The organism is Thalassobaculum sp. OXR-137 (assembly GCF_034377285.1).
GTDB lineage: Bacteria > Pseudomonadota > Alphaproteobacteria > Thalassobaculales > Thalassobaculaceae > Thalassobaculum.
The window spans coordinates 4,906,491-4,929,445 of sequence record NZ_CP139715.1 but is presented as its reverse complement, the minus strand read 5'-3'; the positions used below and the strand labels follow the sequence as shown (position 1 = coordinate 4,929,445).

The window sequence follows — 22,955 nt, the reverse complement described above, 5'->3', positions numbered from 1 at the left end:
CCCGCGTCCTCAAGTGATCCGCAGGTGGAAAAGGCCCACCGGTTTGCCTGCCTCGGACATGATGATTTCTTGGGGGTACTCCCTGGCTTCGCCCCATAGAATACGGCCAAGCTCTATATTCTCGTTGGAGTGCGGTGCCGCACAGCGCCATCTAACCGCGTCGGTTGCCATGTCGGTATGGAAGCGCCGCTGTCCTTTCGGAAGCCAGAAGATCAGGGCGGCTTCACCGGAATATGCATCTTGAAACGAGAGAATGGCTGACTTCAATTCCCCGCCAAGCCAGTTCTCAGCATCGGATGGGTTGAGCAGGTCGATGCTAGCATCGAGGCCAGCGACAACGAGTGAATTGCCACCGTTACTCGGCAGATCGTCCGGCCAATCCCTTCCGGCCCGCATCAATTGGCGCAGACTGAAAACCTCAGAAGGTTGGGTCACGGCGGAAAGGGCTTCGTCGTCCCATATCCAGCTAATCCCGCGCCGCTGCCAGACGCTGTCGAGCAATTGCTTCATGCTCAGTCCTCCAGGAACAGCGACATCTGTGCCACTTCCTCTTTGTGGCTCGTGGCCCAGTTGTTGTAGATCGTAAGTGCCCGCGAGGCGGCGTTCCGCATAGGCTGCGTCTGGCCCCGTCTGCTAAGCCATTCCAGCAATCCCTTCAGAGCCGGGTGCGGCTTGAAGTTCTCATTCTTGAGCGTGTCGGAGGCGTTGATGCCGCTTCCGTCATAACATGCGCCCGTCAGAACAAGGGCCTGATCGAGGTCGGCTGTGAGACGCCGTCGGTGCTTGCCCTGCCAATCTCTGGCGAAATCGAGTGGATCGGCGACCTGGAATACTTTCTTGTCTTCGCTGCACCAGCCTCGCTTTTCGAATTCATCGGGTGCAATTCCGGAGCCGCGCAGCAGTTTCTGAATCTGGTCCCGCGCAAGCTCGGTCTTGCCGTCGAAGATGCGCAGGAATTGACGAGACATCGGCTCGGCGATGACGGGAACCGCCTCGATGGTTTTGTTCGAATCCTCGTCGATCAGCTGGTTGATGCCGACAAGAGCATCCTTCACCGAGATCGGGCGGCCTTCGTCGACGTAGACCTTGCCGTAGTGGCGCGAGAAGTATTCCAGCGCCTTGCCACGGCGGATGACCTGAAGATCGGCTGCGGGGAGACCAGCACGAGCGTGGTTTTCCAGCATGCCTTGGAGCTGGCGCACGTCGGCCAGGACTTCGCGGCGCATCCGGCCCCAGCTGACTTCCTTGGGTGCTTCAGTCCGTTTTCGGCAAACATGAATGATATCATATTCGATGGTTTTCGAGCCAAATTCACCGTCGCCCTTCGTCTCGTCAGACCGGATGGGATAAGTCGCCTCAAGGTAAAACCCGGCGTCAAATAGAGATTCCAAAACTGAAACCCATGGAGCATCTTCGCTGTGATGGAAAGTGAATGCGAGCATACCGCCCGGCTTGAGGACGCGGTGCGCTTCCTTCCAGCAAGCTGTCAGCAGTCGCTGGTAGAAGCCATCGGGATCCTCGGGCTCGCGCGCTCGATTTGAAACGGCTTCCATAGATTTCGGAGTATATTCTGGGCCAAATACTCCTGGGTACTTATCTTTAAGCGGCAAGCGCAACCAGACATGGAAAAAATCGGCGAGTTCAGAATAGTGAAGGAGGCCGCCAAAGGGGGGGTCCGTGATGACCAAATCAATGGATTGGTCATGATATTGAGTAAGCTCGGTAGATGAACCTTGGAAGACTTCTGCCGGCATAACGGCGTCACCAGGAAACACTTTTTCGCTTTTTCCGGTAACCTCGGCAGCCAGATCTGCATCGCTAGTAGATAGAGTTTGAACACTCACAGCTTCCCAAGGCCGTTCTGCCCAGTCACGACCTTCAATCGTGCCTGCCGTAGACGACGCCCAATTTCCTCGCCCAAGTTTTGGAAAGACACAATTTTCAATGACAGTGGACTTCGGGTGAAAATTGTTATTTGAGAACATTGGTTCAGGTGTGTCTCGCTGAGGATTCCAAAAACTGAAAAGGCACTGATTTCTTAGATATTGCTGGAATGCGCCGAGGACGAATTCTCGTACAGACCAGTCATATCCATCTTGCTCAACTATCGTTTTTAATATCTGTGAATGCACCAAGAGCTGTCGTGGATTAAACATCTTCCACCAATGCGTGAAGCCATGATTAGGAACGCCGCCTTGAAGGTGGTGCGTCATAAATCCGTAAGGTAACTCAGATTTAGGCCAGTATTCACTTAGATCGGCGTCTTTTCTCCGGTCCCATTCACTGATTGCTGCATTGTATTGGTTTGCCAATGATGACTGAAATGGTAAAAAATACCGGCCGCCGTATGGTGCTCCTGAAAGCTTATAGTTCTCAGAAAAACATTGAACAGAATATCCCGCCATTGGTCCAGTTTTACCCGACGCTTTAATAGCGTCGAGAACATCGTTTTCGCGGCCATCGGATTGGCAGGTGAAGGTAGATTTTTTTGGTACGGTGCCACCTCGTTTATCTGTGGCAAAGACCACACCTGTTTCTGGGCATTCAACTTCCTCAGGCAGCGTGCCTCGGACTTCCAACAATCTCAGGTGCTTTGCTCTATCGGAGTTCCAGCGGCTCGTCGCTTCCACGCTGTCAGTTGCAGAACCGCCGTACTCATTGCCATTTTCATCCTTCTGAGGGCTGCCCGTCATCCACTCTGGGTGGACGAGCAAAGACAGTTCAACCTTCTTATTCTTGCCCTTGCCGAGCTTGACCATCGACGTTTGGCCGCAGCTTGGGCAATTTACGCGCCCCTTGCCATCAAGGGTCGAGTACGGTTTCTCATCAGGAGCAACGTAAAGAGGCACATCTGGTGCCATTCGCGCTGCTGCCGCTTCGATGTCGAAAGCAGTTTCGCAGGAAGTGCATTTGTGCGACCAGCTTTTCACTGAGATGGATTTTACAGCCATGACCGGGTTGGTCATGATAGGCGTGCGATGGCCACAGCCTGTCACCTGGCAAGGACCATGCTTGGCCCAGAAGGCGTAGATGATTTCCGGCCCTTCGTAGCTGTAGTCCTTTCGCTCTTCCGGCTTCAGGGAGAGCGGGTCAAAATCTGATCCCATCACTTTGCCACTCGGCTTGTGCGTCCAAGTTCCCTTCTCACCGTTCGGGCCGTCGCAGTAATAGAAGGGCATAATCTGGGGTTTGACCTCGGCCTCGATATCGGCCAAGAGGCGCTTTACCTCGTCCAGATCGACGTCGGCGAGCTCCTGCTTTACGACAAACCAGGCCACCGGGTTCAGGTCGTTGCCGGACATCTGCATGCCAAGGCGTGAGCCTTCGACCAGCGTTGTTCCGCCGCCCATGAAAATGTCGGCGACCTTGAGATGCTTGAAGGCACCCTTCTTCTGGTGATTGGCGTAATAGTTGTCCCAGACGAGCTTGGCAGCCATAGCCGGATCGTCCGGAGCCTTCGTGGCTGCCGCAATCAACATCGAGCGGAAAACACTCGAACGCCGCCGCGCCCACCATTTGGACATCTGGTAAATCGGCTTGCCGGCGTTGCCCTCAATCACCGCAACCTGATTGACGGGCAGGATGGGGAAATCGACTTCAAGGCATGTCTTCGGGCGGTTAGGGTCGCTGAAATCGACCGTTTCCATTGCAACGGGTTTACCTGCGCCGACCGCGCGTGCCACTTCCTGAGCTACAAGTTCCTTTTTCGTGGCCATGCACGGAGTTCCTTACTTTGTTATTTCTACAAACGGTGACAGCATTTCCAGAATAGAAAGCCCACCGTGTGCCAGCGTCGGATAACCGCCCTGGCTCTTCCATTTCCATCGCCCCACAGCGAGCATGTGCGGTCCGTGCGCGCTGGTCATTTGCAGGGCCACAGGCGGAACGAAAGGTCCCGGATCATGCTCGCCCGGAACAAGACGCCCGCTCTTCAGTGTGCTCTTGAGGAACGCGGCTTGCTCATCGGCCGCATCAAAGAATAGCCCCGTTGCCGCGTAGCCATGATCAGACGTGATCACCAACCGACGGCCGGTTGCCAGGCGCTCGACGAAGCCCCAGAAATCGTCACTCGTCAGCTGTGCAGCGATATCACGGGTCAGGGTATCCAATCCTTGGCCTGCGCCGGAACCATCGTGAAGCTTGCTGTCAGGCCAATGGTGCCAGAAAACCCAATTGGGCGAGGCATCAATCAGCCCCGCACAATCAGTCCATGGAAGATCGACACATTCCGTTTTACATGGCGTCAGCCGGTGCGTTTCGCCACCGCCATTGTTCTGTAGCTGGCTGCGGCTGTTGAAACCTAAAGCGCGCGCGAAGGCGTTTGTCTCACTGGGTATCTCAGCCCCAAAAGCTGTAGACGAGTGAAGGGTGAACCCTCGCTCCTTAACGCCTTCAACAAGCCAAGGAAGCTCCCGCAAGCTCAGCCCGTCCAGGACAAGAATTGCCTTGGCGCTGTAAGGCTCTTTCCACCACTCAGACAACCGGTCGGCATTACGTACAACGTCGGTTCCGAACGATTGCCACAGATCCCACGCGCTCGCAGACAAGAAGTGGTCGAGAGCGCCGACAGCCCTGTCACGCTTCGTGACCTCGCCAGGGGCATTGCCTTCCGACAAGGGCTCCGCGCACAGAGCGAGGGTGTTTTCAACGATTGCACGCCATGCATCGGCGGAAGCATCCGTCGTTAGTGATCTTAGCTGATTGGTGTCGAGCGGCATCAACTGTCCTCCTTGTCGAGCGACAACTCGAATGTCATGCCGTCGGGCAGCTTCTTCAGCAGTTCTTTCAGCTGCGCACCGGTTGCGGCAGGCACCTTCAGCGTAACCTCCTTTACAGGGGTCGCCGGGCCTATGCCCCAGCCCTCAAGTTTACCAATCAGATTGAGCGGAGATGTCGCAGGATTGGACAGATTCGTGCGTGTCCCAACAGCGACCCCGCCGCCGCCGTATATTCCGCCACCAGGTTTCGTTGGGTCAGGCGTCGGGGACGCAGGATCATCACCACCGCCTGTTGAGGGCGTCGGGGATACCGGACCTCCTGAGCCTCCTCCCGTTACCGGGTAGCCGGCCGGCGGTATCGGAGGGCTAGAACCGCCTGTCGACGGTACCGCGGATGGCTGAAGCAGGAATACCTCGTCAAGCTGTCGGCCTGTGTAGGCCAATTTGGGTCGCAGCCGTTTCCAGGCTGCGTCTTCGTCCTCTCCAGACTGAGCTTGTAAGTACTCCATTCCACGCAGGTTGATCGCGATGGTGCCCCGTGCGCAAAGACGAACTATGCGCTCTTTCATGGCTGTTTCACCAAGCCATGGAATGCAGTCCTGTCCCGTCGGGCGAGGCTCTTGCAGCTCGCGAAGCAGCTTGCCCACGGAGGCGTTGTTATCAGCAGCCTCCTTGACCAGGTCTTCAAAATCCTCAGGGACAAACAGATCGTTTAAGAGAGCCTGCTCCATCGCTTCAGGAATTTTTGCGCCCTGCTCGCGCAGGGTTTCGATGTGAAACTCACATTTCTCCGGATCGGCAAAATTCCAGCGGTGCAGAACGGCAAAGCGGTCGAAACGCTTCTTCAGGATGTCACGCAGTTCGTTCTGATATTTCGTCTGGAGCTTCCGGTATTCACCATTCTGAGCGCCCCATTCCTGTGCTTTCATTTCGGCTCGCGCGAGGATCAGCAGGTCGCGGTCGTAAAACGCATTTGATGTTCCCGCTCGTGGCAAAAGGAAACGGACAGTGTTGCGGCGTTTTTGCAGATGGTCCTTCAGCCACTTTCCGAGACGTTCGTTCAGATGGTCTGGCTCTTCCGGCAGAACCAAAATAGGGAGCCGGTCGTCCCATCTCTCAGGCTGTTCGCTTTCATCCAGTCCCGTCCATGGATCGTTCAGCCAGTTGCGTGGCAATGCGATGACCCTGAAAGTCTTGGCAACCTCTTCAGAACCGCCAATGACGTAACGGACCTCTTTGGCAAGTTGTGCCAGATCGGAGCCGTCAGTGAACAGCTTGTCGTTCCGCGCAGAGGCCATAACCTTGGCCTGAGGATTTTCCTCTTCCTTGAAAACAAGGCGTGAGCCGTCCTGGTGGATGTTGAAGCTGTTCTCGATAATGGTTGCTAGCTCTACCTGGAAGGCGTTGTCATCTATTGCCTTGTCCTGGGTGACATCGACCTGAAGGACCGCGGGCTCGGCACCTGCAAGATTGCCAACGGCAATTGAGCGCAGCCAGAGAGCACCCATGATCTCCTGAAGATGCGGTGCTTTGATCGCATGATCTGAAACCGCCTCAATGACCGAGGTGACATTGCGCAGCGCTTTATCCCGTAGCGTTCGATGTTGCTGGTTCGCCACCGAGTCCAACAGCGCGCCGATGCCGGAAGCTTCATCATCCAACCGGAAATCCGCCGAGGTCAGAATAGGCGTGTGCTCACCTCTGCTTTTGAACAGATTTGCAAGGATGCGGATAAGGTCGCGGGTCTCTTGAGCATCCGTCGCGACCAATACTTGGTCTTCCAGAAGCTGAAGCAAGTGGGGAGCGAAAGGCCAGGATTCGGTAAACTCTCGCCTTTTGCGATCCTGTTCTGAAGATGGAGTGCCAAGGTGTCGGAAGTACTCGGAAACGTGACTGGTTAGCAGACTCTCGATAGAAGCAGGGGCAATCTGAAGCCGGTTTTCAAAAAGCCGATGCAATAGCATCCGTCGCCGGTCATGCTGAATACGTTCAGGACTGCCACCTGCCTTGAAATCAATCTGGACAGGGTTGACGCGATGAATCTGCTGATATGCATCGGTATCGCCATTGCGAACAGAAACCACAAGCACGAGTAGTTCGGGGTGCTCTTTAGCGATCTCCGATAAAATCTGGATGAAATTGAAGGCCCAATTTTTCCATGGATACTGCTTGGTGTTCGTCAGGCCGTCATACCAGGTTTGAAACTCGTCGAGCAGCAACATCGTCGGTGTATGCCGCAGCATTTCCAAAATGAGCTGGTCCGAGGGAATATCTGTTTGGGCACTGCCCATCCCTTCCCATTTTCCCTTAATATAGGTGCCATGGGGATGGCGTTCGAACAGCAAGTCCCAAAGAAACTTGTATCGCTGCCGGTGCAGGCTTTCACCAATGACAAGCATGCCGTTGCGTAGCTTGATGCTTCCAATCTGCGGATCGCCCAGCGTGCTTGACCAATTGTTCAGCCAAGCCCCGGTCGACGTAGGATCGTTGACCGCGTGATAGAGAGCGGCCATCAGGTGAGATTTACCAAGGCCGCGCTCACCGATAACAACCACGGGTCGACCATGATCAGGGCCGACAGCTTCTATACCCTTCAACAGGTCATGAGTTGGGTAGGTGATCCCAAGGAAGTCCTGAGCAGATACCTGAGTTGCTCCCGTATTTGCTTCATTCGAGAGCTCAATCGCTGTGCCCTTGAGGCGGCGCCCTTTAAACTCTTGCCTTAGATTCAAGCCAAGCATTGGCATGCCCCCTCTACATTTCTCTTGTTTTCGGTTGAAGCTATGAGCAGCCCCAGCACATCGACGTTCTGATGTTTATGACCCCGAATGCGCGATACCGTTCCAACATCGGCATAACGTGGTTGGCCATACAATTGATCGACGGGCTTGTACTGAGATCCTTCACAATTCTCCGTTGATTTCATTTATTGAACCCCGCCATTGCCGAGTTCCCGTTTCTCATAGACAGAGGCTACCCGATTGCCGTCCCAGACGTAGCAGAGATGCCGTTCCTGCCGCCCGTTCGACAGCAGGCGAGGTCGGAACACGGCAACGCACTCACCGCCCGCGCGCCGCACGCTGTCATAGGCAATCCCGTTCGAGCCCTCTTTGCGGAGCGTCTTCCCCAAATGCTGGCCGGCTGCGTAATTGTCATTGTGATAGACAAGTGGCTGGGTTGCCTTCTGGCCCCTTAGATCATGAAGCTCGCCATTGAGGTCCGTCACATACACCCGCATGTCGAGTTCCATGTGATCTTGCTTCGTGGCGCGCATGAAGCGCTCGCGATGGTGCTTTGTCTCAGCGATAGCCGTCTCCAGATTATTCGCGGCATAAAACACCCCGTACGTGCCGTCAGAGAACCGACTCCCCTCGGGGTTCAGGTGTGTGAAGGCCGCCATAATGATACTTGTGCCCGGCCCGCTGATCCTTTCCTCGGGCGGCACAAGGCGGATATCGCCGACTTCATCCCTTAGCCTTGGGTTGGTCAGGGACTCCAGTTCAAAGATGGCTTCCAGATCATCCGGTTCTGTTACCCGCTCGAAGAGCGCAATCGGTGGAAAGCGGCTGGGGATAATCCTCCAGCACGGCTTCCAATCGATTTGAGTAACAGCAACTGTCATGCCCAGCCGCCTCGCTGTGCATCGAGGTATTGTCTGACCACAAACAGGTCAGCCACCTGACCAGACAGCATTCTGTCCAACGCCGACTGGCCGGCGAACACAGGCGCTTCATTCGGTCGCTTGACCCATTCATCCGCCGCCTGTTCATCCGGCAACAGAATTTGCAACGCCTTGTAGACCCCGACGATGTAAGAAATGCGCTCAAGAGTATCCCTCGGGAGAACGGTGTTCGGGTCCTTCTTCCACTTGAAGAAGGTGGACCTGGCCGTCACACCTAGGAGAGTCATCTGGTCGTCAACCGACAGCTCCCACAGCTCCGCTATACGAAAGAACGTGCGCAAGGCTGGACCCGACAGGCCCTTGCGATCAATCACTGTAGCTGGACGCGCTTGCGCTGGCATGACACCCTCCAATTCTGGCTCATGATTTAGATGTAGTCTATATATGGACTTAATGCAAGTGTGAAGTTGCCCAAACGAAAGAAGCCCCACCGCGAGGGTGGGGCTTCGGTCGAGGTCGAAGGCCGTGTCAGGCCGCGTCGTTCAAAGCCTTCGGAGCCATACGCTGACCCTCCAGCCACTTGTTGAATTCGGCACGGTCGATATAGACCCGTCCACCGATCTTGATCAGCGCAGGCTTCAATCCATTCGTTTCCGCATGGAATATCCACCAGCGCAGCTTGGCTTCCGTGATGAACGGTGCTTCCACCGCTACCTGCTTCACGGTCGCCAGGTCCCGAAAATCAACCATGGTAAACCTCATGGTATAAGGGGCCTATAAAGAGCAGGAACCTCACATATAGCCGAAAACGGCTTGCCGAACAATGAAGTGTGGGCGGGTTACAGCTCGGCGGGCAGCACCTTGTCGTTGACGCTCTGCACTAGCTCCTTGACGTGACTTTCCGACAGGTGGGCGTACCGGCGCACCATCTGAAGCGTCCTGTGCCCTAGTACCTCGGCAATCTCCACGAGGCTTGCGCCGTTCATCGCCAGATAGCTGGCCGTCGAGTGGCGGATGTCGTGAAACCTGAAATCCACCAGTCCGGCCGCGTCCCGTGCGTTCTCCCAGGCGGTGCGGATGTCGATCGGCGCCATGCCATCCCGTCTCGGGAACAACCACTTGGCGGGCGGCGCATGGTCGAGCTTCTCATAGAGCGCTTCGACCTGCTTCATATGCGCCGAGAGCAGTTTCTGGAGGGCAGTCACGATTGGCACAGTGCGGGTATCCCCGTTCTTCGTGTTGCGGAGGATAGCGACACCCCGCTTCAAATCCACATCGCCGAAGGTTAGCGACAGAACCTCGTTCTTCCGCGCGCCCGTGGACAGGGCGAAGATAACGACAGGGTACAGATGCTCGTTCTCGCTAGCCTTGCAGGCCGCGAGCAGGGCGGTGCGTTCCTCGTCACTCAGGAAGCGCATGCGCTCGTTCCTGATCTTCGTGATCTTGTTGACCCCGTCGATGGGGTTGACCGCCGTCCAGCCCCACTGTTTGGCATGCTTGAGCAGTAGGGCCAGAGTGTCGCGATAGTGCTTCAGGGTTTTGCGGCTCTTCGGCGCTGCCTTGATGGGCTTTGCGGCTTCGCCGTCATCTGCCCTGCGGCGGCCGTCACCTGCCTCGCCAAGCTCACGCAGCTTGGCGCTGATCAGCTGCGGCTCGATATAGGAAAGGGCATACTTGCCAAGCTCCCGCTCCCAGAAGGCCAGATAGGTCGTTTCCGCCCGCTGGGTCGATGGTGCCTTGTGCGGCAGCACATCGTCCCGGTACCGTTCGATCACATCGTTCAGTGTCTTGCTGCGGGCCGTGGACACCACGTTCTGAAACTCGCCTTTGCGGATCGCCGCTTCGGTTTGCTGCGCCCAGAGCTTTGCGTCCGTGAGGCGCTTGAAGGTCTTCTTCTGGCGTGGGAAGCCATGAATGCGCACGTCGGCCAGATAGACCGTGCCGGACTTACGCTCCCGTTTTTGAATGTTTGCCATGATGAACCTGACGTCTGGGGGCAGTAGGGGCAGTGAGCTTCAGGTTGCCATGGGAGAAAACCTGAAGGTCGCACCTCCGTATTCTGGGGGCACTTTAGGGGCACTTGATATCAGGTTTTGCCCATAATTGCCAATAGCCATCAATGATGCAAAGGTCACAAAGCACTGATAAATATGATGAAAAAAATTGAGGGTTGTTGGTGCTGATAGGTCTACATGGGGCTCATAACCTGAAGGTCGCAGGTTCAAATCCTGCCCCCGCAACCACCGACAGTTGACACCCCACAGCAACCGCTGCGGGGTGTTCGTGTATTTGGGCGCAAGCATCGCTCAACGCCAGGATCTGCGCCAGATTGCCGTGGAGTTTGACGTCCAGTCCGGGTCCATCGGCGCGCGGCATGAGCACGATGCGGTCGATGAGAGATCGCAGAACCTCTCCAGCCTCAGTCTTGATCGCTGGATCGTTCAACGAAGCGGTCAGGTCAGCGATTTTGCGGGCGTAGAGCTTGGCCAGGTTGGGATGCGGCGTGACCGTCGTGCTGGAGACTGACGAAACCCGAGCCTCAAGGTCCACCTCTTGCTTCCTCAGTTCCGCAATCCGCGTCTTCATGGATGCGTCGTAGAAGCCATCTTCGATGGCCGTGAGTATCTGAGAGATCTTCGCGCGCGTGTTCGACAGCGCCCTTTGAGCTGCACTGCTATCGGCGGACTGTCTGGACTGCAGGCGTCGGACTTCATCGTTGAAAGCTGATATGAAAGTCTCGGTCAGCTCCGGGGTGACCAGGCGGTTCTTGAGAGCCGTTAAGACGCGCTCTTCGATCTCCTGGCGCTTGATGGTCACCGAGTTGGAGCATGTTCCCTTAGACCGTCGTGTGGCGCAGCCGTACCGGTCCTGGGCGACGATCGTGTAGCCTCCACCGCACATGCCGCAGGTCAGCAGGCCGGATAGCAGGAACACGCGTCGATGCGCGACGTTCAAGGCGTTACCGCTCTCGTCCCGCCCCATGGTTCTGGCGAGATCTGATCTGCGGGTCCGCGTTTGTTGCCAGACGCGGTCATCAACAATCCGAAGATCAGGAACCTTAACGACTTCCCACTGATCCTGGGGGTTCGGACGCGCGACGCGACGGCCGGTCCGTGGATCTTTGATATAGCTGCATCTGTTCCACTCGAGGCGCCCAACATAGAGGCTGTTGTTCAGGACGCCCGTGCCGCGCTCGGCTTGGCCCCGGATGGTGGTGTCTGACCATGGTCGCCCGCCTGGTCCCGGAACTCCATCGGCGTTCAGGTCCCGGGCGATCTTGCGTGGGCTGTCTCCGGCGGCGTAGCTGCGGAAGATCCGCCGAATGACTTCCGCTTCCTCTGCGTTGATCGCTCGTTCGCCGGCGCCGTCTGTGGTGGCTGGCAAAACGTCATAGCCATACGCCTTACCACCGGGGATCTTGCCTTTGAGGGCGCGGCCGAGTTGACCGCGCTTGGTCTTATCGGCGAGATCACGCACGTAGTGCTGCGCCATCATACCCATCACTGCGGTGTGGATCGGCGTTACCTCGCCGACGTTCAGGGCGTATAGGCGGATGCCGAGGAAGCTCAGGCGGTCGTGAAGGTCGGCGGTATCTGCCAAACGACGGCTGAGGCGATCCAGGGACTCGCAGAGGACGACGTCGAATACCTTGCGTTCGGCATCACGCAGGAGCGCTGCATAGGCAGGCCGACCGTGCGTGGAGCCACCACTGATGGCTTGATCCGCGTAGATCTCCGTCACGGACCAGCCTTCCTGATTTGCGCGACGGCGGCAGAGTTCCACCTGGTCGTCGATCGAGGCGACCCGTTGGTTGTCGGACGAGTAGCGGGCATAGATCACAACGCGAGTCGTGCGAACCTCCGGCGTCGACGGCGTTCGACCGGATAGTGATCGCGTGGTGCCAAGCTCGGCAAGGGCTCTGGTTCATAGTGACCAGCGACAATAGCTTTGGCTCGATCAGCCACCGTCACAGAGAACCGATGAGCTCGTGGATCGGTCGGACGATCCTCAGGGTCGAGCGATCGCTTGAGCCAGTAGGACTGGTCGTCCACTGGTGTTCGGCTACTGAGGTTACAGCTCCAGACTTGAAGCCGCCCGAAGTTGAAGCCGGTATCCCGCAAATCCTGGCGCGATGGGGTGATCGCGAGCGTCAGGGTCTCCGTCGTGATTGCGCGCCACTCGGTGTTGATCCGGCGGATCACCTCCAACGCAAAAAGCTCGCGCCATCGGAAGGCGACCTCGGCAAGAAATCGATGCTCTAGGTGATGCGTTCGCGCCTGTACGGCTCCGATTTCATGGCAGTAAGCACGCCATCGGCCGCGCACGCCTTGGGCGAGGCTCGCGGTGTCTCCACCGAAGAGGCCAATCTGCCACTCGTTGAAGCGATTGCCGAGAACGAACCAGCGGAGATCATCAGGATTGTTCGGATGTTCCAGTTTGTAGACCTGGTTCAGCCAGTGGCAGAGAATCGCGAAGCGATGACCTCGGTAGTGGCTGCAGATGTACTCAGCGTAGCTGTCACGGCAGTAGCGCAGCCACTTGATGACGTTCACCGACACCCGAAACCGTTCCGCAAGGATGTCGACAAGAGGCTCGCCCTGGTCGATCAAATCCTCGTACTCATGGAGGAGGGCGCGAAAGCCCGATGCGTGTGGAGGGCCTGTTGCCTGCGGCCGGCATGGCCGGCGGAGATCCAGTCTTCAAACGCCTCATCGCCACGCTTCGCGTCGGTACGCGGTATCTCCTCCCAGATCTTGGCGCACTCGTCGCGACGCGCCTGCGGATCATGATCCCAATACTCGTTGCGCAGGGGCTTCATCGTGCCGCCCTCCGATGTGACTGCGCTGCATGTCTCTTGCGCCGGGAGAGGACGGCTCGGTTCAGGTCGCGTTGTGCCGACATGCTTTGCCCTTGATTGTAGAACCGCTGGCTCGTCTCCAGCGAGGTATGGCCGAGAATGGATTTGATGATCCGCACATGTTCTGGATCCTCGATCGCAATCGAGGTCGCTGCACAATCCCGGAACAGATGAGGGTTAATGGCGTGGCCGAACCTGGCCTTTGTGCGCTCCTCGATTTTGTCGTGGATGCCGCACTCGCTCAGGTCGTCGCCTGCCCAAGAGATCCAGAGTTTGTCGCTGTCGCGGCCATTGAGAAGCAGCGGGCGTACTCTATTCAGGTAGTCGTCGACATAAGGGGGGAGGTCCTGAGGAAGCGGGTATACATCGCCCCGTCCCGTTTTGGCGTCTTCGTCCCAGATCTGAATTAGATAACCATCGCCCGACCGACGCAGGTGTCGACCAACCCGCAGGCGCCAGAATGTCCGAAGTCGGAATGGCCGTGCTGCTAGGAGAGCAATCATCAGGCCATCGCGGAACTGAACCGACGCCGATGACGGGCGCGGCCCGCGATCGTGTTTCGAGCGTTCCATCAGATCGACCCCAAGATCGAAGAGTTGGTCTATCGGGACGATCCGGCTGTGCTTGTTGCGGACTGGCGTGATTTGACTGCTCAGCCTGCGCCCTAGGCGTCGCAGCCACTCAATGTCGGATCCGGGGCTCATCACCCGGATCGCCTCGCCGAGATCGATGATCCGTCCGGCAAGTGTCTTCGAGGCGACTTGCTCTCTCAGAACCCCAATGTATTGAGCGACCAGTTGACGGCTGATCCTTTCGGCGGGCGATGTAGCACCGCTGAGTGACCCGGTCGAAACCAGGAACGTTAGGTATCGCCCGTATGCCTTCTCGACCTTCCGAACGGTGTCGGGGCGCCAATGTTCGGCGAGGCCACCATCCTCTAGAAGATCACTATCGGCCCGTGCCCGTTGCCAAAGCTCTCGGTCGATCGACGGCCAATCCATGACAGGAAGACAGGTCCGATCAGTCATCACGACCCTCCCTGTCGCTAGATCCAGACAGTCTGCGGCGACGCGTCAGGACCGTGTTGTCGAAATGACGTGTGGCCTGCCCGGTTTCTAAGCCGGCATAGAAATTGGCCGTTGTGTCGATCTTCTTGTGGGCGAGTGTCCGGCGCAGCCCTTCGTAGTTCCCCGGGTGCTCCTCGAGGAACAGTTTGGCCGCGGTATGCCGGAATAGATGGAGGTTGAACTCCAGTCCGATCTCCCGACGCAGAAAGGCACTGACGTTCCGGCCCATCTGTTCGGCGGCCTTGTGCTCTCCGGGTCTGCCGCCGGGGAAGAGCCACCCTGCATCGGGGCCGACGAGGAGACGAGGACGATAGCGCTCCAAGTACGCCTCCCAGAGCTCAACAGTCTCGATCGGCAGCTCGAAATCCAAGGGTACGTGGTTCTTCACCTCGTCCGCGGGAATGTGGATGAAGATCATTTTCTGGCGCCCGTCGAACTGGTACCGAACATGTCGGTTCAGGTTCAATAACACGAGATTTCGGCGCCGGATCGGGACGAACAGCAGAAGCTCGACGACCAAGGCCGTTTGCGCCGCCAGCGCCTCTCGGTGCCCGATCTCAATCACGCGGTCGAGCTTCCCAAACGTCACGCTCGGGAGTTGAAGAAGCCGCTTTTCGTTGTCTTGGGAGTCCAGTTGAGTAAGGCGTTCCTTGTTCTTCGAGGTAAGGCCACTGCTTCGAGGCGTGACGCGGTGCTGAAGGTTACGAAGCTTATTGATCTCACCTTCCTCGAAGCGCGCGTAGTGTCGCGCAATCGCGATCGCCTTGCTCGCAATGTGGGCGAGCATGCTGCTCTGGTCTTTGCCGGTCCGTGATCTGAGAAAGGTGACCGCGATTCTAACGCGCTCAGGTTTGATCAGGTCGCCGAGCGACTTGATACCTTCGATCTGCTCACCCGAGCGCTGAAGGGCGCCCATGATCTGGCAGACGAAGTATCGATAGGACTTGAGCGTCGCTTCGGATACGGACGAAGGCAGGTCGTCATCGAAGGATAGATCGTCGCCCGATATGCGAGCGAGCCACCTCTCGGTGTCTTGCCGGAGCGCCTCGGGCAACTCTCCCCACTTCATGCCGTAGAGGTCACGGCCGGGGGCCAATGGGACTGAGAGGCTTGGCCATTCGGTGATGGCATCCGCTGCCTTGTTCCACAGTCTGATCGACCGACGAACCACCTTTTGAGTTTCTTTAAGGAGCCGGGACGACTCCATCCAGGCATGGAAGTCGTCGAACGTCTGCGCTGTTACATCGATCGGAGCGATGCCGTTCGAAGTGCAGTAGCTGAGGAACCGCGATAGATCGCTGGAGCGCAGCCCGAAGGTCTCCACCAGACGGGATCGTAAGGCTGTCCATTCCTCTGATACGGGAATTGGAAGGCCGCCGCGAAAATCCGGTTTGGGCCGGTAGCGGTTCAGGGCGAACTGAACATCGCTTCGGATGTTCTGCCATCGTTTGACGGACATGCCCTGGGCGAGCGGTTGGAAGCTTTTTAGGCGAGACCGATACGCCCTGGGGTCCGCCGGTGATGTGGCGAGGGGGAGGCTCAACAGTTCGGCAAAGCGCTTGATGCTCGACGTCACGTCCTGGCGCTTGCGAGGGGGAAGTTCGGTATCCGCCGCTATTCGAGCGGTGATCTCAGCAAGTGTGACGGGGACCGACCAGGCGGAAGCTGTGGGGGATACTTTCGGTGCTTGTTCCATCTTCGGGAACCTCCGCGATAGCCACTCGTGTACTCGGGAGGACAGGAGTGGACTGGGTGCCATTTCCGGGAGAACGTAACAGAGAAAATGAATCTCATTAGTGAGGGCGTGTTTTCCCTAAGCGAACGTAAATATTTGATTTGTATAGACTGCAGTGTCCCGCTGGGGACTAACGAGACAAGAGCTCTTTGCCTCTGCGCAGGCGCTCAAATGCCATGAGATCGTCGTTCGAAATGCGGATCGCGCGACCATATCTGTGAGCGGTCAAAGCTCCAGAAGCTATTGCTCTGCGAATGTGCTTTTGGGAAACCGAGAGACGCTCGGCGACCTGTTTGACAGTCAGATAGGGTTGCTCAGACACGGCGGTTCTCCTTCGGTTCTTCAGATGAAGGAGGCTCCGGGTGTTCGCCCAGCCATTCCCTCGCCGCCTGTTCGGCAAGCAGCCGGACTAGTGCACCCGTCCCAGCGGAGACAACCCCGGCCGAACTTGTGATCGGCGGCCATTCGGGCTGTTCCTTCTGTGTCGGGTTGCCTGGCATTCGGGCCTCCAAGTGGATGCCCAGAACCTGCCAGTCACGTCAGGTCCCGTGACGGGGACAAATCAAAACGTCGGTCAGGATTGATTTGTCTCGCGTAGCCGCTCCTGATGGCGCCTGAACTGTTGGGCGATCGCATCGGGTTCGGTGGGGCGGCCCATTGCACTCAGGATGGCACAGCAAAAATCGATGAATTTGCCGGACGGCTTGTCGCCAGTCTTAGAGACCGTCGGCCGCTTTCTCGTGATATCGAGGTAGGTATTAACCAGTTCCCCGATCACTTGGGCTCTCGTCGGGTCAGCAGCGTGCCGGCTGCCGCCTTTTCCCTTACTGACACGCGAGCTTGCTTGAGATGCAACCGTCTCGGCGGCCGATTGCCAGCGTTGAATTCGGTCTATGTCACGCTGCAGGCGCCGTTTCAGGCCACCAGACTGAAGGTTCTGCTCTAGGTTCTCCGGGTCGTCGATGAGCCCCAATCCAGACGCAAGCGATAGTCCGAAATCGGTCTCATCGAGGTTGGCTCTCCAACGACCGGCATCGTCCATCGTTGCGACCAGCTTGAGGACATTCTGAATGGCTTTGTGCATCGAATTAGCTCTTTTCGCCAATTCGCGCGAGTTCGGGCGGTGCTTCCTGATGGCGAACAGTTCGATCGTGACGGAGAGACGCTGCAGGCGATACTTCAGGATCGAGCGCTCTCTCATCCCGTTGTTGCCGAGACCAAGAAGAACGCGGTCGAGAAGTTCGTCGGTGATCCAGCCGTCCGGGTCTGCCATGTCGAGCCTGCTCCAATCGTGTTTGCCAGGCCGCTTGATCTTATCCCCAAGGCATTCAGACCCTCAAACGTGACAGCAGATGCGGCCATCCTTGGACGCCTCATGGTTCCTCAGCCTGCCCGACGCGAGGTGCAGCATCGAAACCTGGAGGGCGGATTACAATCTGAACCGGCCGCATTCCAGCCTGGGAAACTTGACCCCCAGCGCCTTTGCGGCCCAAATCAACCCAGCCCGAAAAGTCGCATAGCGGCTGGACCAAAGATGGGCTCAGGTCAAACCGACTGCGCTTCATCGTCCGTCTCATCGTCAGAGGAACAGACTAACCTGACAATGCGGAGCTTTCAGGGGAGCACGTCAGGCGGTCTTTACTCCGGGAACCGCTTCGGCTAATCGTGCAGCGCCTTTCGAAGCGCATCCGGCGCATCGGAGTAGAACAAAATTTGCACCTTCGTCGCCACATCATCGGAAAGATCGATCAGCGCCCTGCGGCTGGACACCGGTACAAGCACGGCACTCGCGCCTTTTTCCATGGCTAGCTCGACAACGTCGATCGGATTGTGGATCGGTTCGATGGTACCGCCCAACGTAATGCCGCCAGCAATGACGAGGCCACCCTTCAATGGCTTTCCTACGAGGGCTGAACAAAGCGCGACGAGGACACCGACGCCAAGCTTTTCGCCGCTCTTCGCTGCATCGAAAGATCGAAGCTGAAGAGCAAATTCGTGCTCGCGCGGATTGCGCTCACCGACGAGCTCCCGTGACCTTGCGTATAGGTTCTGTTCCGCGATGCGCGCGCTTTCCCGGAAGGGGCCAGGAGGTGACTGGTTCAGGATGCGGACGCCGCCGCCGGGACTTTCCGTCACCTCGATACGGAACAAACCCGTGCTTTCGTCCGGACCACCTGGGCTGATCGCCCAGACCTGACCGGATGGCAGAGGGTCGGAGCCGATGCTGTCCTCGCTCTGCAGCTCCGGGGTCGAGACGAACTTCTCGACGCCATCCAAGCCCATCACGTAGCTGAATTGCGTGTTGCGAAACTCGGCCGAGCCTATGCGTTTCTGCTGCTCCTTCACACGACGGCGCACTTCGAGGGCGAGACGCACCGCCCATTCAAGATCGTCGTCCGGCACGGCGATGGTCGGATCGGGATAGAGAAGCTTCAGCAGGCCGGAGACGGTCTTGTTGACCGCGTTCTGATCGCGGCCGGAAAGGGCGCCGCCGAAATGGACCCGTCCTTGGAGGACGTTGACGCGGCTTTGCGAGCGAAGGCGCGAGAAGCACTCGGCGAGGACATCGCTAACCAGGCCGAAGCGATCTGTGAACAGCTCCTTGCTGACCTTGGGAATGTCCCACCCCGGCAGGTAGCAGTGGATACGGTCCATGAAGGCGGTGTCGTTCCGCATTTCGGGCGGCATCGGTCCGAACAGGTGTCCCACCCGCTGCTGGTGCTGCACGTCCACATCGAAATTGCCGACCATGACGATACTGCCTTCCGCGCGGATGCTCTCCCGGCCGCGCGAAAACTCTCCCGACTCCATGTAGCCCTTCATGATGTTGACGCCGTCCTTCTGGTCGAAGGAAATGCCTGAGACTTCATCGAAACAGACGACGTCGTACTGACAGACAAGGCCGCGCTGGCCGTTCGCCATGTTGACGAACATGCGGGCCACCGTCGCCTTGCCGCCGGAAACGAGGTGCGCGTAGGGCGAGACCTGCTGGAATAGGTGGCTCTTGCCCGTGCCGCGCGGGCCTAGTTCGATCAGGTTGTAGTTGCGTTCCACAAAGGGGATCATGCGCAGGAGCGTCGTGTCCTGGGCGCGGGCGCTGAGAGCGGCGGGCTCCAGGCCGATACTGCGCAGGAGGAGGTCTTTCCACTCGCGCGTGGATAGTTGGGCACGGCCGGCAGCTATCTTGTCCAGTATGTCGCGCGTCGATAGCTGGATTTCACGGAGGCTCAGGACTTCGAACGGCCTGCCGCCCTTCTCCTGTGCGATGCTGGCGTCGTAGCCGAGTTCGATCTCGGCATAGAAGCCGCCCGTCAGCATGCGTTCGTGGTCCAGGACAATCTTGTCCGAGATGCGCACGTCGTTGAGGCGGAGGCTCGGCAGGGTCGCCAGGTAGCTGTCGGTCTTGGCGTCGAGCCGGGCGGTGATGATGTCGATGATGCGAACGGAGCCGCGGTCGCGCGCCTTCGACTTGAACAATTCCTCTTCACCCGCGCGCACCGTCCGGTCGGAGAGTTGCGACTGCACCATCTGGAGACCTTCTTCGATCTCCTCGGGCACGGTGCTGGCGCAGTAGCGGCCGAGCATGAACTCAACCACATAGGTCGGAACGGGGAACTGGCCGCGAAAACGGCGAACTAGGTCCTTTCGCACGATGTGTCCGGGGAACGCTTGCGCCGCCTTGCGGTCCAGGTCGTCGAGCTCGATCACGTCAGTCCTCCCCGACCGTCAGCGTGCGGTGGGCCAATACCCGACCATCGTCATCCAGTACGACAAGGCAGGCGGCTTCACGCTCATGTTCGTCGCTGACCAGGAACGACGTGCGGCCATGCTCGTCGAGAACCCTGTCGCCCTTGACCAGGGTCGGTCCGCTGGTCTCCGAACCGAGGCGCAGATCGACGCGGAGGTCGGCGCCGCCGGTCACTTCAACGCGCAGACGCAGCCCCTCCCACCTGGTTTGTCCAATGGTGACGGCGCGCCGTGCGCCATCGTTCGCCACCTTCAGGACGGGCAGGATGCATTCCTGCGGGCTGACGCCGCCATGCGCATACTCGTAGCTTGCATAAAATGATCGCGCACCCGTCGCCGTCGCCACCGAGACCTGGGGGTTCCAACTCCAGGGAACCTGGAGATAGGACGTTTCGGCCTGCGCTTTCACCATGGCGCAACGCGTCCGCTTGCCGTTGGGCTCCACCAGGCCGACATCGAGCGCCGCGTGGGGCAGCCCGCCCGGCATCAGCAACCAGCCATGGTCGGTAACGATGTGAAGGCTCCGTCCCGAGCGCACCAACTGAAGGATACGGTCGGCCGCATCCCGGATACCTGCCGAAAGCCGCTCGGCAAGCCGCGCGCCCAGCGCATGCCCTTCTTCATCGAACCGCCCAGTCTCCGCCCAGAGCTTGGCGTCAGGGAGAAGGGCGCTGTCCGTTTCCCAGCCTTGCGCTTCCATCAACTTGAACAGAACGGGTTTCGTCGCCGGCTTGCCTTCTGGAGACAGTGGCAGAACGTCGGCGGTGGTCGGCGGGCCGCTCAGCAGGGACGCCACCGGCGAGACCATCGGCTTGCATGTCGCCGTGACGGTGGGGAACCCGGACCACATCCAGCCCAGCGAGACCTTTACACCCTCATCCTCCAGGCGGCGGACCAGCTCACGGGCAAGGTCCATGCGCAAGCCGTCTACGAACAGAATCGTGGTGGCGTCGTGACCAGTCTCGGGCGGAGCAGCGAGCTTTACCTTGCCGACCCGGATCAGCTCCTGGAGCGCGAGGGCGCCCTGATCCATCCAGGGCAGATAGACCGCACGTAGCGCTGCGGCGACGGCCTCGCGGTCGAGCTCGCGTGGCGCGACCGCCAGCGCGCGCATCGCGGCCCAGTCCACATCGGCGCCAGCCGCAACATAGGCTTCGGCCAGCGCCTTGCCATCATGGCTCGGGAGCGTCTCGGCGGCGGCGATTTTCGCGATGAACACGAGGGCCTGCGCCAGGGGTGCTTCGCCGCGCCGCGCCCAGACTGTCTCGCGCCGCCAAGCATGCTTCGCTTCCAACTCTCCAATTCTTACCTTTGCAACCTCCGGCGAAAGATCGTTGAGCTCGAGGAGTTGCTGGCGCAGGTCCTTTTCGTCCCGAGCATTCAAGCGGGGGTACGAATCCTGGTGCTCGAACAGCGTTCCCGGCTCTTCGAGGCTGAGATACGTGACGACCTTTTCAAAACCGGTAGAGGCGGCGAAACGCGCCCATACCTCCGCCCAGCGCCCTTCGCGCTTGGCCAAGCGCCGCGTAGCGTCCTGCGGGGACAGCTTGCGCGGATCGAACTTTAGTTGCTTTTCGGCAATGTTGGCGAAGGCCGCGAACCGCGCGGGATCGCCCAACTCGGTGATGGCGCCGTCGATCCAGTCGAGCATGTCGGCGGCGAGGTCGGGCGCGAGCAGCGCGTTGAGCTGATGCGCGTTCCAGCGTTGACTGCGCAACTCCTCGATCGGGCGCGTGCAGAATCGCAGCGCCGCGTGAGAGAGCGCTGTGCGGCTCGCACTGTCGTCGGCGATGCCGAGCTTGAGTGCTCCGCGTTCGGAGGTGAGGAAGCCGCGCAGCGTCCAGTCCTTGCCGTTGACGTGCCCGAACGCGGTGCCTGCCACGGTGAACCACACCAGCGGCTGTAGGAGGGTCGGGCAATCGTCGGCGCCCTTTAGCGTCTCGCGAGCGACACCGGGCAGATAGAGGATGGGCGTGCTCTCCTCGGGGATGGCAACGGCGGGAACGGCACCGGCAACGGCTGCGCGCAACCAAACCGCCGGCCCCGTTCGTGTCGCCGCATCGAAGTTGCCGTACGTCAGCAGCTCCGGAAGCCGCTCGCGCAGCGCAGGCAGAAGGGGTTCGAACTCCCGATTGACGTCGCACCACACCACCGCTTCCGGCGGCGCCTCGGCCGCGGCGTTGTAGCTCGCGGCGTCATGCAGGGCGCTGACGAGGGCATCGAGAGGCGTCTTCACTTCGCCGCCTCCACCCGTTTCGCAGCGGCATCACGCGCGGCGCGCTTCTCGGCCAGGGTGGTATGGTGGTCGTTGCGGCGCTCTCCCTTGAAAACGTCGTACCAGGGCGCCGACGAAACGTCGTTGCCGCGATCCTTGTCCTTCAGGATCTTCGACAGGTCGTGGGTGAGCACGCCCGCCTTGATGAAGGGGCGAATGTTCTGGCGCACGCCGTCGTCGAGGTCTGGGTCCCAGCCGAGCGGCTGCTGGGCGATGGACTTCCAGCGCACGAAGATGTCGAAGGGCCTCTCGCCCTCAAGGATCTTTTCCAGCTTCTGCTGGAGCTCACGGCCTTTCTCGTAGCGCAGCGTGTTGTTCTCGGCCTTGGCGCGGGCGAGCCAGTCACCAAGCAGGGTGTAGGTCAGCTTACGCAGATTGGCCTGGTCGAAGCGGTGGTAGTGGACGAAGACTGAGAAGCCGTCCTTCAACCCATCCGAGATGTGCCACACGAAGGGACGCTGGCCGAACAGGGCGCAGTGTTGGCGGAAGGCGCGGTCACGGACCCAGGCTTCGAGTGAGCCATCGCGGGCCGATTTTTTGTCGAATGCTTCATCTCCCTCGGCGACGAGGCGGCGCTCTAGGGCATCGGACCATTCAGCGCCGAATGCGGCGGCGAGATAGGCGCGCAGGCGATCGGCGAGCGGCTTCTCACCAGCGACAGGTGGAACGCCGAGGAGGCCATCATTGTCGCCGGACGGCAGTGCTGCGGTCTTTGCGATCCAAGCCCGCGTCTCGTCAGATAGGCGCATATCGGAATCGGTCTCCGCTGGCCAGCGGTAGCCGCAAAGCCGAGCAAGTGCCACATGCAGTGCCATGCCAGGTTCAGAACTGGCAGGATGACCACTAAATAACCATCGCGTGGGATTGCTCGAAAAAGGAGCGAGTTTGGGTCTAATCTCATCGGCCCATTCCGACGGGTCAAACGGTAAATGC

At 58.9% G+C, this 22,955-nt stretch carries 18 protein-coding genes and 1 pseudogene; 1 reads left to right on the top strand and 18 read right to left on the bottom strand.

Annotated elements, in window-relative coordinates:
- Positions 1 to 9 precede the first annotated feature (9 nt).
- The 15 genes from T8K17_RS22810 to T8K17_RS22745 form a co-directional block, all read right to left on the bottom strand.
- The gene (locus T8K17_RS22810; RefSeq protein ID WP_322332031.1) at positions 10 to 510 is read right to left on the bottom strand and encodes a hypothetical protein; all 501 of its coding nucleotides are present in this window, start codon (positions 508 to 510) and stop codon (positions 10 to 12) included.
- A 2-nt stretch (positions 511 to 512) separates the two neighbouring features.
- The gene (locus T8K17_RS22805; RefSeq protein WP_322332030.1) at positions 513 to 3,716 is read right to left on the bottom strand and encodes a hypothetical protein; all 3,204 of its coding nucleotides are present in this window, start codon (positions 3,714 to 3,716) and stop codon (positions 513 to 515) included.
- A 12-nt stretch (positions 3,717 to 3,728) separates the two neighbouring features.
- Positions 3,729 to 4,718 carry a hypothetical protein gene (locus tag T8K17_RS22800; protein WP_322332029.1) on the bottom strand — a complete coding sequence of 330 codons (990 nt, stop codon included), beginning with the start codon at positions 4,716 to 4,718 and terminating at the stop codon, positions 3,729 to 3,731.
- Entirely contained in the window at positions 4,718 to 7,459 is a 2,742-nt protein-coding gene (locus T8K17_RS22795) for a DUF499 domain-containing protein (protein ID WP_322332028.1), read from the bottom strand. Before T8K17_RS22795 ends, T8K17_RS22800 begins: the two co-directional genes overlap by 1 nt.
- A 185-nt stretch (positions 7,460 to 7,644) precedes the next feature.
- Positions 7,645 to 8,340 carry an RES family NAD+ phosphorylase gene (locus tag T8K17_RS22790; protein ID WP_322332027.1) on the bottom strand — a complete coding sequence of 232 codons (696 nt, stop codon included), beginning with the start codon at positions 8,338 to 8,340 and terminating at the stop codon, positions 7,645 to 7,647.
- Positions 8,337 to 8,741, bottom strand: coding sequence for an MbcA/ParS/Xre antitoxin family protein (locus T8K17_RS22785; RefSeq protein WP_153345587.1), 405 nt, complete (start codon positions 8,739 to 8,741; stop codon positions 8,337 to 8,339). Before T8K17_RS22785 ends, T8K17_RS22790 begins: the two co-directional genes overlap by 4 nt.
- Positions 8,742 to 8,868: 127 nt before the next feature.
- Complete coding sequence (locus T8K17_RS22780; RefSeq protein ID WP_150497970.1) at positions 8,869 to 9,090, bottom strand: helix-turn-helix domain-containing protein; 222 nt, start codon at positions 9,088 to 9,090, stop codon at positions 8,869 to 8,871.
- Positions 9,091 to 9,179: 89 nt separating this feature from the next.
- Positions 9,180 to 10,316 (bottom strand): site-specific integrase, encoded by a 1,137-nt coding sequence (locus T8K17_RS22775; protein WP_322332026.1) that lies wholly within the window; start codon positions 10,314 to 10,316, stop codon positions 9,180 to 9,182.
- Between the two features lie 223 nt (positions 10,317 to 10,539).
- The gene (locus T8K17_RS22770; RefSeq protein ID WP_322332025.1) at positions 10,540 to 12,180 is read right to left on the bottom strand and encodes a recombinase family protein; all 1,641 of its coding nucleotides are present in this window, start codon (positions 12,178 to 12,180) and stop codon (positions 10,540 to 10,542) included.
- Positions 12,177 to 12,950: a hypothetical protein gene (locus tag T8K17_RS22765; RefSeq protein WP_322332024.1), complete on the bottom strand. Its 774-nt coding sequence runs from the start codon at positions 12,948 to 12,950 to the stop codon at positions 12,177 to 12,179. The genes T8K17_RS22770 and T8K17_RS22765 overlap by 4 nt, the downstream gene beginning before the upstream one ends.
- Positions 12,947 to 13,159, bottom strand: coding sequence for a hypothetical protein (locus T8K17_RS22760; RefSeq protein ID WP_322332023.1), 213 nt, complete (start codon positions 13,157 to 13,159; stop codon positions 12,947 to 12,949). The genes T8K17_RS22765 and T8K17_RS22760 overlap by 4 nt, the downstream gene beginning before the upstream one ends.
- Positions 13,156 to 14,226, bottom strand: coding sequence for a site-specific integrase (locus T8K17_RS22755; RefSeq protein ID WP_322332022.1), 1,071 nt, complete (start codon positions 14,224 to 14,226; stop codon positions 13,156 to 13,158). Before T8K17_RS22755 ends, T8K17_RS22760 begins: the two co-directional genes overlap by 4 nt.
- On the bottom strand, positions 14,219 to 15,961 hold the full coding sequence (locus tag T8K17_RS22750) for a hypothetical protein (RefSeq protein WP_322332021.1): 1,743 nt from the start codon (positions 15,959 to 15,961) through the stop codon (positions 14,219 to 14,221). Before T8K17_RS22750 ends, T8K17_RS22755 begins: the two co-directional genes overlap by 8 nt.
- A gap of 169 nt (positions 15,962 to 16,130) precedes the next feature.
- Positions 16,131 to 16,322, bottom strand: a complete 192-nt coding sequence (locus T8K17_RS26335; RefSeq protein WP_416153152.1) for a helix-turn-helix domain-containing protein — start codon at positions 16,320 to 16,322, stop codon at positions 16,131 to 16,133.
- A 252-nt stretch (positions 16,323 to 16,574) separates the two neighbouring features.
- Complete coding sequence (locus tag T8K17_RS22745) at positions 16,575 to 17,273, bottom strand: hypothetical protein (protein WP_322332020.1); 699 nt, start codon at positions 17,271 to 17,273, stop codon at positions 16,575 to 16,577.
- 91 nt (positions 17,274 to 17,364) lie between these two features.
- Between T8K17_RS22745 and T8K17_RS22740 the strand changes: the two are divergent.
- Positions 17,365 to 17,520, top strand: a pseudogene (locus tag T8K17_RS22740) (integrase core domain-containing protein); the annotation flags it as partial.
- Positions 17,521 to 17,659: 139 nt separating this feature from the next.
- Here the strand turns inward: T8K17_RS22740 and brxL are convergent.
- From brxL to T8K17_RS22725, 3 genes are read right to left on the bottom strand one after another with little or no spacing between them, the layout of a single operon-like run.
- Positions 17,660 to 19,708, bottom strand: coding sequence for a protease Lon-related BREX system protein BrxL (gene brxL / locus T8K17_RS22735; RefSeq protein WP_322332019.1), 2,049 nt, complete (start codon positions 19,706 to 19,708; stop codon positions 17,660 to 17,662).
- Position 19,709: 1 nt separating this feature from the next.
- Entirely contained in the window at positions 19,710 to 21,983 is a 2,274-nt protein-coding gene (gene pglZ, locus T8K17_RS22730; RefSeq protein WP_322332018.1) for a BREX-1 system phosphatase PglZ type B, read from the bottom strand.
- Positions 21,980 to 22,837, bottom strand: a complete 858-nt coding sequence (locus tag T8K17_RS22725; protein WP_322332017.1) for a hypothetical protein — start codon at positions 22,835 to 22,837, stop codon at positions 21,980 to 21,982. The genes pglZ and T8K17_RS22725 overlap by 4 nt, the downstream gene beginning before the upstream one ends.
- Positions 22,838 to 22,955 lie beyond the last annotated feature (118 nt).

What these genes read in the sequence shown, in the direction of transcription:
- T8K17_RS22810 (WP_322332031.1), bottom strand. Translation starts at nt 510, where the DNA reads ATGAAGCAATTGCTCGACAGCGTCTGGCAGCGGCGCGGGATTAGCTGG.
- T8K17_RS22805 (WP_322332030.1), bottom strand. Translation starts at nt 3,716, where the DNA reads ATGGCCACGAAAAAGGAACTTGTAGCTCAGGAAGTGGCACGCGCGGTC.
- T8K17_RS22800 (WP_322332029.1), bottom strand. Translation starts at nt 4,718, where the DNA reads ATGCCGCTCGACACCAATCAGCTAAGATCACTAACGACGGATGCTTCC.
- T8K17_RS22795 (WP_322332028.1), bottom strand. Translation starts at nt 7,459, where the DNA reads ATGCTTGGCTTGAATCTAAGGCAAGAGTTTAAAGGGCGCCGCCTCAAG.
- T8K17_RS22790 (WP_322332027.1), bottom strand. Translation starts at nt 8,340, where the DNA reads ATGACAGTTGCTGTTACTCAAATCGATTGGAAGCCGTGCTGGAGGATT.
- T8K17_RS22785 (WP_153345587.1), bottom strand. Translation starts at nt 8,741, where the DNA reads ATGCCAGCGCAAGCGCGTCCAGCTACAGTGATTGATCGCAAGGGCCTG.
- T8K17_RS22780 (WP_150497970.1), bottom strand. Translation starts at nt 9,090, where the DNA reads ATGGTTGATTTTCGGGACCTGGCGACCGTGAAGCAGGTAGCGGTGGAA.
- T8K17_RS22775 (WP_322332026.1), bottom strand. Translation starts at nt 10,316, where the DNA reads ATGGCAAACATTCAAAAACGGGAGCGTAAGTCCGGCACGGTCTATCTG.
- T8K17_RS22760 (WP_322332023.1), bottom strand. Translation starts at nt 13,159, where the DNA reads ATGAAGCCCCTGCGCAACGAGTATTGGGATCATGATCCGCAGGCGCGT.
- T8K17_RS22755 (WP_322332022.1), bottom strand. Translation starts at nt 14,226, where the DNA reads ATGACTGATCGGACCTGTCTTCCTGTCATGGATTGGCCGTCGATCGAC.
- T8K17_RS22750 (WP_322332021.1), bottom strand. Translation starts at nt 15,961, where the DNA reads ATGGAACAAGCACCGAAAGTATCCCCCACAGCTTCCGCCTGGTCGGTC.
- T8K17_RS22745 (WP_322332020.1), bottom strand. Translation starts at nt 17,273, where the DNA reads ATGGCAGACCCGGACGGCTGGATCACCGACGAACTTCTCGACCGCGTT.
- T8K17_RS22725 (WP_322332017.1), bottom strand. Translation starts at nt 22,837, where the DNA reads ATGGCACTGCATGTGGCACTTGCTCGGCTTTGCGGCTACCGCTGGCCA.